Source organism: Campylobacter sp. CCUG 57310, from assembly GCF_013201975.1.
Lineage (GTDB): Bacteria > Campylobacterota > Campylobacteria > Campylobacterales > Campylobacteraceae > Campylobacter_A > Campylobacter_A canis.
The window spans coordinates 164,144-176,961 of sequence record NZ_CP053845.1 but is presented as its reverse complement, the minus strand read 5'-3'; the positions used below and the strand labels follow the sequence as shown (position 1 = coordinate 176,961).

The 12,818-nt window shown below is 39.3% G+C and carries 12 protein-coding genes; 3 read left to right on the top strand and 9 right to left on the bottom strand.

Features of this window, described 5'->3' with window-relative positions; translation table 11 throughout:
* Positions 1-12: 12 nt before the first annotated feature.
* Both selB and selA read right to left on the bottom strand, forming a co-directional pair.
* A complete protein-coding gene (gene selB, locus CORI_RS00965; protein WP_173030436.1) occupies positions 13-1,836 on the bottom strand; it encodes a selenocysteine-specific translation elongation factor in 1,824 nt (607 codons plus the stop codon).
* Positions 1,829-3,163: an L-seryl-tRNA(Sec) selenium transferase gene (selA, locus tag CORI_RS00960; protein WP_173030435.1), complete on the bottom strand. Its 1,335-nt coding sequence runs from the start codon at positions 3,161-3,163 to the stop codon at positions 1,829-1,831. Before selA ends, selB begins: the two co-directional genes overlap by 8 nt.
* Before the next feature lie 155 nt (positions 3,164-3,318).
* Between selA and CORI_RS00955 the strand changes: the two genes are divergently transcribed.
* Together CORI_RS00955 and CORI_RS00950 are read left to right on the top strand one after the other, a co-directional pair.
* On the top strand, positions 3,319-4,989 hold the full coding sequence (locus tag CORI_RS00955) for a 4Fe-4S dicluster domain-containing protein (RefSeq protein WP_173030434.1): 1,671 nt from the start codon (positions 3,319-3,321) through the stop codon (positions 4,987-4,989).
* Positions 4,982-5,695, top strand: coding sequence for a molecular chaperone (locus CORI_RS00950; protein ID WP_173030433.1), 714 nt, complete (start codon positions 4,982-4,984; stop codon positions 5,693-5,695). The genes CORI_RS00955 and CORI_RS00950 overlap by 8 nt, the downstream gene beginning before the upstream one ends.
* Before the next feature lie 319 nt (positions 5,696-6,014).
* Here the strand turns inward: CORI_RS00950 and CORI_RS00945 are convergent, their stop codons facing one another.
* The 6 genes from CORI_RS00945 to gltX all read right to left on the bottom strand — a co-directional run bounded on the left by CORI_RS00945 (position 6,015) and on the right by gltX (position 11,050).
* Positions 6,015-6,704: an MqnA/MqnD/SBP family protein gene (locus tag CORI_RS00945; RefSeq protein WP_173030432.1), complete on the bottom strand. Its 690-nt coding sequence runs from the start codon at positions 6,702-6,704 to the stop codon at positions 6,015-6,017.
* A 38-nt stretch (positions 6,705-6,742) separates the two neighbouring features.
* Positions 6,743-7,282: an NAD(P)H-dependent oxidoreductase gene (locus tag CORI_RS00940; RefSeq protein ID WP_172198298.1), complete on the bottom strand. Its 540-nt coding sequence runs from the start codon at positions 7,280-7,282 to the stop codon at positions 6,743-6,745.
* A 137-nt stretch (positions 7,283-7,419) separates the two neighbouring features.
* Complete coding sequence (locus tag CORI_RS00935; RefSeq protein WP_173030431.1) at positions 7,420-7,743, bottom strand: hypothetical protein; 324 nt, start codon at positions 7,741-7,743, stop codon at positions 7,420-7,422.
* Between the two features lie 45 nt (positions 7,744-7,788).
* Positions 7,789-8,415: a uracil phosphoribosyltransferase gene (gene upp / locus CORI_RS00930; RefSeq protein ID WP_169941122.1), complete on the bottom strand. Its 627-nt coding sequence runs from the start codon at positions 8,413-8,415 to the stop codon at positions 7,789-7,791.
* Entirely contained in the window at positions 8,412-9,668 is a 1,257-nt protein-coding gene (locus CORI_RS00925) for a malic enzyme-like NAD(P)-binding protein (RefSeq protein WP_173030430.1), read from the bottom strand. The genes upp and CORI_RS00925 overlap by 4 nt, the downstream gene beginning before the upstream one ends.
* The gene (gltX, locus tag CORI_RS00920; RefSeq protein WP_173030429.1) at positions 9,665-11,050 is read right to left on the bottom strand and encodes a glutamate--tRNA ligase; all 1,386 of its coding nucleotides are present in this window, start codon (positions 11,048-11,050) and stop codon (positions 9,665-9,667) included. The genes CORI_RS00925 and gltX overlap by 4 nt, the downstream gene beginning before the upstream one ends.
* A gap of 87 nt (positions 11,051-11,137) precedes the next feature.
* Here gltX and CORI_RS00915 point away from each other — a divergent pair, with 87 nt between their 5' ends.
* Entirely contained in the window at positions 11,138-11,971 is an 834-nt protein-coding gene (locus tag CORI_RS00915; RefSeq protein ID WP_173030428.1) for a peptidyl-prolyl cis-trans isomerase, read from the top strand.
* A gap of 45 nt (positions 11,972-12,016) precedes the next feature.
* Here CORI_RS00915 and CORI_RS00910 read toward each other — a convergent pair whose 3' ends face one another.
* Entirely contained in the window at positions 12,017-12,769 is a 753-nt protein-coding gene (locus CORI_RS00910) for an SDR family oxidoreductase (RefSeq protein WP_173030427.1), read from the bottom strand.
* Between the last annotated feature and the right edge of the window lie 49 nt (positions 12,770-12,818).

The window sequence follows — 12,818 nt, the reverse complement described above, 5'->3', positions numbered from 1 at the left end:
ACGGATAGAAAATCACTCTTTTATCACTCTATCATTGCCGTTTTTTAAGATATCAGGCATAGTATCGAGGTATTCAAGATATGCGATTATGTATTTTCTGCTTAAATTCAGATGATCTTTTGCATTTGTTACGTTTACGAAGCCTTCGGTTTTTATTATCTCTTTAAGCTTACTAGTCGCCTCGTTTAAAGCCTTTGAAGTTATGAAAAGATTATGCGCAAGCCTTACTACTCGCTTTATGCCCGTTAGCTTTTTAAGCGCGTTATCTCCGCTAAACCTGTCTATCTCAAGTTCGTCATAGATGTTATAAGGCGCGGCTGGAGCTAAATTTGAGCTTTCCAAAATTTGATAAATTCGCTCTTCAAGCCTTACTTTAAGCTCTTTGATATCAACCCCTGTTTTTGTATAAACGCCTTCATTTTGAGCTATGAGGCCGCTTTTGCAAAGCTCGTCGATAGCTTTTTGGCATAGCTCCTCGCTCGCCCAAGTTAGCTTTAGACTGATACTTGAAGCAGAAAATATCGCATAAGGATTTTTTTCTATCATAAATTTTATAATCTCTTTAATGCGAGAAATCGCGCTTATATCGTAGATATTTAAGGCTTTTTCATCTACATAAACACTTGGAATTTGCTTTGCTATATTAACCGCTTCTTCGTGAGTTAAACCAAATCTTTGATAAGAGGAGATAATGCCAAAGCCGTTTTTATGCGTGTCCTTAAGCAAAGTAAAAGCGTTTGTGAAATCTTTTTTAAAAAGATGATTTAAAAATAGAATTTTTTGCGCCTTTTTAAGCGGTTCATTTACCGAATTTAAAACCCTACCGCCGCCTATCACGCGCGAATTTGCAACCAAGACGAAAGGCTCGTCAAATTTTAAAAACATATCCTTTTCAAATTTAAAAGTTACAAAACAACTATCGTCTTTTTGGCTCAAAATAATCGCTTTTGCACTTGCGGTTTGCGCTCCCACGCAAAACGTCACGCTTTCATTGTGAGTTAAATTTTTTGCATTTACGAAGCAATCAGCCTCTCTAAATCCCCTAAAAAAGCCTTTTTTGCTTAGAAGTTGCCCCTTTTTAAGCTCATTTAGCTCAATACCTGTTAAATTTAGCGCCACACGGCTGCCTTCATACGCGACATCAACGAAACTATCATGAATTTGCACGCTTCTTACAAGCGCTTCTTTGCCTGAGCCGTAGTTATAGATCTTTTCGCCTTTTTTTACGCTTCCTTCTATGATAGTTCCCGTTACTACGCTACCGATTCCTTTTAGACTAAAGACCCTATCGATATAGTAGCGAAACACGCCGTGTTCGCTTTTGGTTTTTGGCTTTAAAGTAAAGAGATAATCTCTTAATTCGGCTATGCTTTGGACGTCTTTTATACTAACTGCAAAAAATTCCAAAATTTCAAGATTTTTTAGCCTGCTTATAGCCTCTGCAACTTCAAATTTAACCTGCTCTATCCTGCTTTCATCTACCAAATCACACTTTGTTACGGCGACAATCAAAGACTTTATTTGAAGCAAATTTAAAATTTGCAAATGCTCTAAACTCTGAGGCATAAGCCCGTCGTTTGCGGCAACTACAAACAAGCACGCATCAAATCCATACGCCCCGCTTATCATCGTCTTAACCAAGCTTTCATGTCCCGGAACGTCGATAAATGCGATATTATCTTCGCCTCGCCTTAAATTTGAAAAACTAAGATCGATAGTTATGCCGCGCTTTTTTTCCTCTTCAAGCACGTCGCCTTCAAAGCCGTTTATCTCTCTTATAAGTGCCGTTTTACCGTGATCGATATGTCCTGCGGTTCCGATTATAAGGCTATTCATCGCACTCTCCTAAAATTTCGTTTATCGAATTTATGAGCCTTGTTTCATCCTTAAGCAAAACGCTTCTTAAATCAAGCAAAAACGCTCCGTTTTCAATCCGTCCGATGATATGTTTAGCTCTAAATTTCGCCTCGTTTAAATTTGCGTTACCGCGCACTTTAAGAGCAATGCTCGGTATAGCCTTATTTGGCATAGTGCCTCCGCCCACAAATGTCTTGGTTTGCACCACTTCAAGCGGTTTTTTAAGAGCAAAATTTATCCTGGTCGCGGTATTTTCAAGCTCGTTAATGTCTTTATAGAGCTGATTAATTGTGGTTATGAGACTGAATTCTTTATTTATGTAAGCCTTTACCGATTCGCTTAGAAGCGATATTATCACTTTATCCACTCGAAGCATTCTAAGGAGTTGATTTTGCTTAAGCTTTGCTATTAGTTCGCGTTTGCCAAGGATTATACCGCACTGAACGGAGCCAAACAGCTTATCGCCACTAAAGCTTAGTAACGAAACATCGCTAAATTCCCTCGCATTCGGCTCATTTCTGCCTAGATTATAAGGAAGCTCGCCGACATATCCGCTTCCAAGATCGTAATAATCAATCACTTCATGCTTTTTAGCCAAATTTGAAAGCTCGTTTATACAAACATCCTCGCTAAATCCGACTATATCGAAATTTGAGCGGTGCACTTTTACGATCATCTTGGTGTTTTCACCGATAGCCGCTTCATAATCTTTTAAATTTGTCCTATTTGTAGTGCCGACCTCGCGCAATAAAGTTCCCGAATTTGCCATCACTTCAGGCACTCTAAAGCTTCCTCCGATCTCAACCAACTCGCCTCTGCTGATAACCGCTTCACCGCCTTTTGCAAAGGTATTTAGCACGAGAAAAACGGCGCTTGCGTTATTATTTACGACGATTGCGTCTTCAAAGCCAAAAAGCTCCGCTAAAAGCGAGCCGACGTAATCGTATCTGTTTGAGCGAGTCCCGCTTTCAAGGCTGTATTCTAAATTACAATACCCCGTGATGACGTCCTTTGCGCGCATCAAAATTTCTTCGTCTATTACGCTTCTGCCTAAATTTGTATGCACGGCAACGCCTGTTGCATTTATCACGCTTTGCAAAGATGAAATTTCAAATTTTGCGTAGCGTTTTAGGATATTTTTTATAATATCTTGCAACTGATCGCAAGTTTTATTCGCTATGATTTTTTCGCGCTGAAACTCAAGTTCTTCTCTGGCAAATTTGGCTACAAAAGCTGGAATCTTATCTTTAAATTCGGGCATTTTTAAAATTTTATCTATCTGCGGTAGGCTTTTAAATTCGCTCATTTCAACTCTCCAAGTAATTTTGTTTTACTACGAGGATTGTATCATAAATTTTGCAAGAGATTTTAGCTTATATATTAAAAATAGATTTTTAAATTCAGTACTCATTAATGACATAAGTATTAAAATGCAGTAGTTTTTGATAATGGAGAATATTAATGAAAGAATTTGGCTTTTATAACGATTTTGACGACTCTTTGATGCTAAACGAACAGATTGAAATAGCAAAAGAAGGCGAGTACCTGATCTCAAATTCGGATAAATTAAAGGCTGATATCATAGCCCCTGAGATAAATTTTTATCTCAAAAACAGTAGCGATAGCGTACTTGACAAAGCCAAAAACACGCTTTTATTATACGAAGCAAGAGCTCACGGATTTGACCTTGCAAGAGATGTCGAGCACGAAAAGGAAGTCGGCAAAAACGTCGTCATCGTAAGCAACACAGGCCGCGAAAATTTGGCTGAAATTTTAAAAGAAAACGGATTTAAGGTTATTGAAATAACGCACTTTGAGATGAAATTCGTATATGGCGCGGCAGGCGAATTAAGCGTGATAATGCTAAGAGAAAACGACGAGTTTGAAGTTGATTGCGATTTCTTGCTGGTTGAAAACGCAAGAGATTATATGCTTAAGCAAAGCGGTTGCTACGAGATAGCAAATATGAGCGATGAGAACGTGCTAAATTTTATGCTTGAAAAAAGCCCGAAATTCAAATACAAAACGCATATTTTTTATGATTCTACCATTTGTCAATACCACGAGCGCAGACAAGAAATTTGCGGAAGATGTGCGGATGTCTGCCCTACGGTTGCGATTTTAAAAGAGGATGCGACAAAACATCTTGTATTTTCTCACATAGACTGTCTTGGATGTGGCGGCTGTATCAGCGTATGCCCTAGCGGTGCGCTTGATTACTCATATACTCCGCGTGTTGCGTTTGGAGAAATAGCAAAGATGTATAAAGGCAAAATCGCGCTGATCGTGCCTAAGAAAATGGATCTAGCCAATTTAAGTCTGAATTTGCCTGCGGGCGTGCTTCCTTTTGCCATAGAAGGCGAAAAATGGCTACATGAGGCGCACTTTATGACGCTTTTGCAAGAAAGCGGAGCAAGCGTGATATTTTATACCGATTTCGTAAGTCGCGGCTCAAAAGACGCCATTGACATAGTAAATCAAATTTATGAGATCAAATTCGCCCGCAAAGCGGTCTATGTCGCCATGAATGAAAAAGAGCTTAAAGACGCTCTTAGCAAAGCGACTCTAATAGAAGGTTCACAGCATTCGGTTTCCGAATACGCAATGCCAAAAAGAGAAATTTTTGGCAAACGACTTGAGTGGCTTGTCGGAGATGAAAATTTAGGAGTAGTAAAAACGGGTGAAAACATAAGCTACGGCACGGTTGAGATAAACCGCGATACATGTACGCTTTGCTTAAGCTGCGTGGGTGCATGTAACGTAAGCGCGCTCGTTGCGGACACCAAGACAAATTCCATAATGTTTAACCCAAGTATATGCACCAACTGTGGATACTGCGAGGTAAGTTGCGCCGAAAAAGACACCATAGTACTTAAACGAGGAGAGATAGATCTAAAACCGGAATATTTCGTATATAACGAGCTTGCACGCGACGAACTCTTTGCCTGCATAGAGTGCGGCAAAGAGTTTGCGACTAAAAAAGCCGTTGAGAAAATCGCTTCTATAATGGGTCCGAAATTCGCCTCCGATCCGATAAAGCATAAGACGCTTTACTGCTGTGCGGATTGCAAAGCCAAAGTGATGGTGCAAGCGCAAATCGAGATGATGCAAAAGGATATTTTCAATGGATAACAATATCACCAAAGCGCGCTCATATTTTTACGAATTTTTAGCCTTTCCGCTGTTTTTTAATACCGACAAATCAAAATTTGAAAAGTGGAAAGAAAAGCTTGAGTATCTAGCTTCAACACCGATCTCCGAGCAATCGGACGAGGCGTTTGCTCATCTTAAGAAATTTGATTTTGAAACGTTTTTGCGTGAGCAAAACGACGTGCTTTTTGACTTTGCCTACTCAAACATCCCGCTAAACGCCTCTTTTTACGAAGAGGGTCGTGATGACGGCGCAGCAAGACTTAGAGTGATAGAGTGCCTTAAGCTAAGCCCGTATAGACGCGACGTGCAAAACTGCAAAGATAGCGAGGACTTCATCGGTTTTGTGTTTTTGGCGATGTCAACTTTTTTAAACGATGAATTTAGCGGTGCAAAAAACATCAGCGACAAGCTATTTTCAGGGGTTATAAATAATTTTGTAGATGAATTCACCCTGCTTTTACATAATCACAAAAATTCAAATTTCTTTAAAGCCTACGCTCAGATAATAGAAATTTTTATGCAGATTGAGCGCACGATACTTTCTATTGAGGCGCCTGCTAAACCTATCGGCGATAGCGTAGCGGTGGCCTCAATGAAAAAAGAGCCATTTCAAAGCAAGATGCCTACGGCAAAAACCAAGCTTCACTGGGAAGAATTTACTCCAGTTATACAAAATGAATTTTAAGCTATCCGCTTAAAATTCATCACTTTAAAAGCTTATAAATTCGCTCTAGTAGAAGTTCGCATAAGCTTTAACGTCGGTAATTTATCTTAAAAAAGAGATTTTGTAAATTTTAATTTTATTTAGCGATAAATTTATTAGGTTGCTTTTAGACAAATTTAGCTCTACTGAAATTTAAATTGTTATTTAATACAAGCCAAACTCAAGCATTACAAAGCCCGAATTTAAATATCTCGCACAACACAAACCAAATACTATTGATTTGCATGATTAAAAAGCGTTAAATTCTAAAACACACTACAAACCACTTGCGCTTTAAATTTTAAATTTTGGGCTGTTTTGGACGGGATTTTAAAAGTCTTGCCTCTTTAAAAAATATCCTAAGCGATTTTTGCTCTTTAGGCTCTATCTTGTAGCTGATAAACTCAAGGTACCATTTTATATCTTCTTTGCAGATACCTCTACTTTTAGCGTATTCCGCTAGTATATAGTTTGGAATTTTGATGTTTTGGTTTAAGAATTTCTTAGTTAACCTTTTGTATCTACTGAAATTTTTCGTGCATGAAAATCTGCCAAATACAAAAGGTAAATTTGTCCGCTCATGCCACAGCCCGGCTAAGTCGTAAAACCGCTCGCCGCCTTCGATAAGATAAGCTTTAAGGGCCCTATCGCCTATGATAACCTCGCCTTTGACATCTAAAATTTTAGCAAGCAAATTTGAAGAGGCGGATGCAGGATCGCTCTTTGGGAGAGAATTTTTGCGTACCAGCACGCTTTTTACATCGCGTTTTGCGACTATGCCGAAATTAAGCTTTTTATATCTTTTTTGATAGCTCTCTATGCTAGAAACGACTGCAGCATCGACTCTGCGAGCGCGTAAATTTTTATTTAAACGACTTGGAACTCCCTTTTTAAACTCAATCGTTTTTTTAGTGTAGCTTTGAAGTGGTGAGCGCTTAAGATATATGTGAAAAGGAAGTAAATTCAGATAATCAATCTTGCCAAAGATCACAAATTTCCTTCAAAATTTCAGGAGAAAACTCCTGAAATCTACTCCTCTATAGGCTCGTTTTGAAGTAGTTTTACGTATTTTTCGACGCACTCTTTTATATCATCGTCATTTGCACTGAACGAGCCGCCGTTTATAAAAATTCTATTAAATATCATCCCGCAATAATCAGCCGTGATCTGTAGAGGCAAAAGCACTTCACTAACGGTATGCTTGATGCTACCCTCTTTTGAATACGCAGCCTCTGCGCTTCCTAAGCTAACCACTATCTGAAGCTCTTTGCCTGCAAGCTTATTTCCCGTGCTTCCATACGCCCAGCCGTAAGTAAAAATTTCATCTATATAAGCTTTTAGCATCGCAGGAGTTGCAAGCCAAAACATCGGAAACTGAAAGACTATCCTATCGGCACTTTCTAAAATTTTTTGCTCCTCTTTCACGTTAAAAGCCTTTGTATCATATCCGTAGATGGCTTCTAAATGCCTTACGGTAACATCATTGATAGTTTTTGCGGCTTCAAAAAGAGCCTTGTTCATTCTTGAATTTTGATAATCCGGATGCGACATAATGACAACGGTTTTCATTACTATTCCTTTCAGGTGTATTTAATTTATCCGTTTTTAACATATAAATTTAGATTAATTATATCCACAATATCTTTACTAACGGCTTTAAATTGGCTATATAAACCAGATAAATTTAACCCAAAAAATACTACTGATTACTTCGCTTCTTCAAGTACGAAAAATTCACCCATACTGTTTTGAAGCAAAGCATTTTGCCCCTTGATATGGATGTTTACTCTTTTATTATCAGCTACTAAAAACAACCCCTTAGGAGTATCTTTCTTCTTAAGTTCATAAACATCTCCGTCGCTATCTTCCATAGTTGCAGTCTGCCAGCCGTCACTGCTAGTTAGCTTAACCGCATAAAATACGCTTGAAAACTGCCTTTCTTCGACTTTAGCACTAGGTTTTGTCGTGCTAGAAGCAGCACAACCCGCCATAAAAACAGATAAAAGTAAACAGGCTAGAAAATTTCTCATTTTATTCCTTTTTATAAATTCATTAAATTTCACGAAAATATCTGCTTATAGTGTGTTAAACACTCTATCTCCCGCATCGCCAAGACCCGGAACTATATAATTTCTCTCGTCAAGTTTCTCGTCTATCGCCGCGGTAAAAACCTCAACATCAGGATAAATTTCACTAAATCTTTTTAACCCTTCAGGAGCTGCGATGATAGAGATAAATTTGATATGCTTAACGCCGTTTTTTCTTAAAAATTTAACCGCGTCTATAGCCGTACCGCCCGTAGCGAACATCGGATCTATGATGATAGCAACGCGATCTTTAGCGTCCTTTGGAAGTTTAGCGTAAAAAAACTCAGCCTCAGCCGTCTCTTCATTTCTCTGAAAGCCCAAAAAGCCGACGCTTGCATCAGGAATCAGCGTAAAAACACTATCAAGCATACCAAGAGCGGCGCGCAATATCGGGCATATCATGATTTTATCGGCTAGCTTTTTAGCCGTCGTATCGGCGACGGGAGTTTTGACGCTAACTTCACGCAAACCAAGATCTCTGGTGGCCTCAAATATCATCAAATGGCTTATCTCATCCACAAGCATTCGAAATTGAAACGGCTCTGTCGAGATATCTCTTAAAATAGCCAGCTTATGCTCTATTAGCGGATGAGAGATGAGCTTAACGTTTTTCATACTATGCCCTTTGCAAGTCTAGCCGTATAAGCGTTTATATCGAAATTCTCAACTCTTGCCACGCTGTCTTCGATAGCGGCTTTTGCAACAGCAGGAGCAACGGCCGTTAAAACACGCTTATCAAAAGGCTTTGGTATGATGTAATCCTTACCGAATTTTAACTCATCTTCGCCTGAAGCCCTACAAACCTCCTCAGGCACGGGCTCTTTTGCCAAGTCGGCTAAAGCGCGGGCAGCCGCCATTTTCATATTTTCCGTTATCTTTCTAGCTCTTACGTCAAGCGCTCCTCTAAAGATAAAAGGAAAGCCAAGCACGTTATTTACTTGATTTGGATAATCACTCCTGCCCGTTCCCATCATGACATCGCTTCTTACTTCAAGAACTTCTTCTGGGAAAATTTCAGGTGTCGGGTTTGCAAGAGCAAATATAATAGGCTCCGGATTCATGCTTTTTACCATATCTTTTGTAAGCACTCCCGGCTTACTAAGACCTAAAAACATATCCGCACCCTTAACGGCATCAGCCATAGTTCTATCGCTTGTTTTTATGGCAAATTCTTGCTTTTCGGCGGTCAGATCGTCTCTTTCATCATGCACTACGCCCTTGCTGTCTATCATCACGATATTTTTAGCACCAAGCAGTCTATACATCCTAGCGCAAGCTACTCCCGCAGCGCCTGAGCCGCTTACTACGATCTTAATCTTTTCTATATCTTTGCCTGAAATTTCAAGCGCGTTTATAAGACCGGCGCTCGTTATCATAGCCGTTCCGTGCTGATCGTCATGCATTACGGGGATATCAACGGCTTCTTGAAGCTTCTTTTCTATCTCGAAGCATTTTGGAGCTTTGATATCTTCTAAATTTATACCGCCAAAGGTAGGAGCAAGCGCTTTGCAAATTTCAACTATCTTATCCGGATCTTTTTCGTCAAGCTCGATATCAAAGGCATCCACGTTTGCAAATTTTTTAAACAAAACAGACTTGCCTTCCATGACGGGCTTACCCGCTACGGCTCCTATATCGCCAAGCCCAAGTACCGCCGTGCCGTCGGTTATGACGGCTACTAAATTCGCTTTATTGGTATATTTATACGCAAGTTCATTATCCGCTTCAATCGCCTTGCAAGGCTCTGCAACACCGGGAGTGTAAGCCATGGATAGATCCCTTGCGCTCTCGCACGGAGTTTTTACGTTGATCTCTATCTTACCGCCAACGTGATAAGCTAAACTCTCCTCTTTCGTTACATGTGTCATTTCGTTTCCTTGTATTTTATTATATTTTCTATTCTTTTTTTTATCTCCGCGCTTCCAAGTACTTCAAGTACTTCAAATATCGAAGGAGAGACGCTTGAGCCCGTTAAACTCACTCTTAAAGCCTGAGCCAGATCTTTTAATTTCAGACCGTTTTCTTCTAAAAATTTAGTAGTTATCTCCTCATAGCCCGCAGCGCTTAGATCATAAGTTAAAATTTCTTTAAATTTAGCCAAAATTTCAAGGCTTTGATCGGTTATAAATTTGCCAAAAGCCTTTTCGTCATAAACGCTTGGCGCGTTGATGATAGTCTTTGCACTTTCACTCATCTCAAGCAAGGTTTTAGAGCGCTCTCTTAGCGAATTTAGCAGAATTTCACCCTTTGGCATAGCCTTAAAATCCACTCCAAATTCAAGCATATCCTTAGCCAGCCTATCATAAGGCAGAGTTTTGATGTAGTGAGCGTTTAGCCACTCAAGTTTTTGCGCGTTATATGTGCTTGAGGATTTGTTTATATGGTGCGGATCGAAGTATTTAAGCATATCTTCCATGCTAAAAATTTCATCATCTCCATGACTCCAGCCAAGTCGCACTAAGAAATTTAAAAGCGCTTCAGGCAGATAGCCCATGCGTTTATACTCCATCACGTCCGTTGCTCCGTGACGCTTGCTTAGCTTCTTGCCGTCTTCGCCGTTTATCATCGCGACGTGAAAAAATTTAGGAGGCTTAAAGCCCAGCGCATCGTATAAAACGATCTGCTTTGGAGTGTTTGAGAGGTGATCATCGCCTCTTATAACGTGAGTTATGCCCATAAGTATATCATCTATAACTACCGTAAAGTTATATGTAGGCGTACCGTCGCTTCTGGCGATAATAAAATCATCCAAGATATCTTCGGCTCTAAATTTAACTTCGCCTTTTATGCCGTCATCTATCAAAATTTCGCCAGTTAAAGGCGCTTTTATGCGTATAACAGGATCGATTCCTTGAGGCGGCACACCCGTAAAGTCGCGGTATCTGCCGTCATATTTAGGACGCTCTTTGCGCGCTTCTTGCTCGGCTCTAAGCTCATCAAGCTCCTCTTTACTCATATAATCCTTATACGCCTTGCCCTCTTCAAGCAGCTTTTTAACATACTCTTTATATATATCAAAGCGCTTTGACTGATAAGCAACCTCTCCGTCATAATCAAGCCCGCACCAATCAAATGCCTCTTTTATAGCGACGGTAGCTTCTTCGGAGTTGCGTTTTAAGTCGGTATCTTCGATACGAAGTAGAAATTTCCCGCCGTTTTTCCTAGCGTAAAGATAGCTATAAAGCGCGGTTCTAAGTCCGCCTATATGTAAATACCCTGTCGGACTCGGGGCAAATCTCGTAACTATCATAATTTTGCCTTTATTATCAATCTTAAAAATTAAAATGTTATAATTGCGGATAATTATATTTACTTTAAACTTAAATAAGGGTTTTATATGTCTAAAAAGATGTTTTTTCTGGCTTTTTTACTCAGTGCAAATTTCGCTTTTTCGCAGCAACTCGTAAACGGACTGGCGGCCATAGTAGAAAACGAACCTATAACGATGTATGAGGTTTATAAAACTTCGCAAATTTTAAAAACAGATGAAAAAAGCGCTATAAATTTTTTAATCAAAGATAGGCTCGAGCAAGCACAGATAAAAGCTTTAAACATCGACGCAAGCAGCTTTGAGATAAATGAAAGAATGCAAAAAATTGCACAAGAAAACGGTGTAAATTTAGCCGATCTTAGCAGCGTGCTATCGCGCCAAGGCATAAACTATAGCGATTTTAAAGAGGATGTCGCAAAGAGTATCAAGCAAGAAAAGCTCTATCAAAACATATTCAAAGACGCAAAAGTAAATGTTAGCGAAGAGGGAGCGAGGGCTTATTTTGAGCAAAATCCTAGTCAATTCGTAAAATTCGCAGAGGTTAAAGCAACACGATATATATCAGGACAAAGGGAGCTTTTAGAATCTATTCAAGATTCGCCACTAAGCGTAAATCCTGCCGTAAAAACCGAAATTTTAGAACTTAAAAGCGAGCAAATTCCGCCTCAACTAAGACAAATTTTTGAGATGACGAAAGACGGTTCATTTACTCAAATTTTCCAAACACCAAGCGGATTTGAGATGTTTTTAGTTAGTTCAAAATCAGGCGTAACGATGCCAAGATTTGAAGATGTAAAAAACGAAGTCATGAATAGCATATATAGACTCGAAGAAGAGCGCGTCATAAGCGAATACTTCAACAAACTTCGCGCCAGAGCAAATATCAAAATGCTTAGATAGTTCTTTAAGAGTGAAATTTGAGCTTAAATTTCACTCTTTTTAAATTTATCTAAAAACATGAGCGAATATCGGCTCGCTTAGCTTAAATTCAAAACTATTTCTATCTACTAAACCAACGCATTTATCGCTATCATAAAGCTTAAGCAAAAATTCCGCCATCTGCTTAGATGAGTGATATCTCTTAAAATTTGCGTCATAGTCGTATTCGTCTTTGTCGGTTGCTCTCATACCGAATTCAGTCTTAGTAGCCGCAGGAGCTAGTACTTTAGCCTGCATTTTAGCGCCGTTTGCTCTAAGTTCATGATATAGCCCCTCGGTAAACACGCTTACGTAAAATTTGCTAGCACAATACGTAACTGCGTTTGGCACGATGCTGTATCCTCCGGCTGAAGAGATATTGATAAGCTTGGCAGGTTTATCAAAATAATCCCTTACAAAAAGAGTTGAAAAGATAGTAAGAGCCTTGATATTTAGATCTATCATCTGCTCGGTTTTGTCTAAATTTTGCGAACCTACAAGGCTATAATCGCCAAAGCCTGCGTTATTTATCCACGCTTTAATATCATAAATTTTAAGTTCGTCATAAAATTTATGAACATTTTTAGGATTTGAGAGATCGCAAATTTTAGTTATCACTTTAAGATTGCTAAAATCGGCTAAAATTTCAGCCCTTAAGCTATCTAAAAGCTCTCCGCGCCTAGCTATAAGCACTAAATTCTCGCCACGCTTTGCAAAAGCTTTGGCGACTTCATATCCGATACCCGAGCTAGCGCCAGTTATAACGATATAAGAGTCCATTTTGTCTCCTTGTATGGTTTAATAGTTTGAAATAATAAACAGCTTTGGT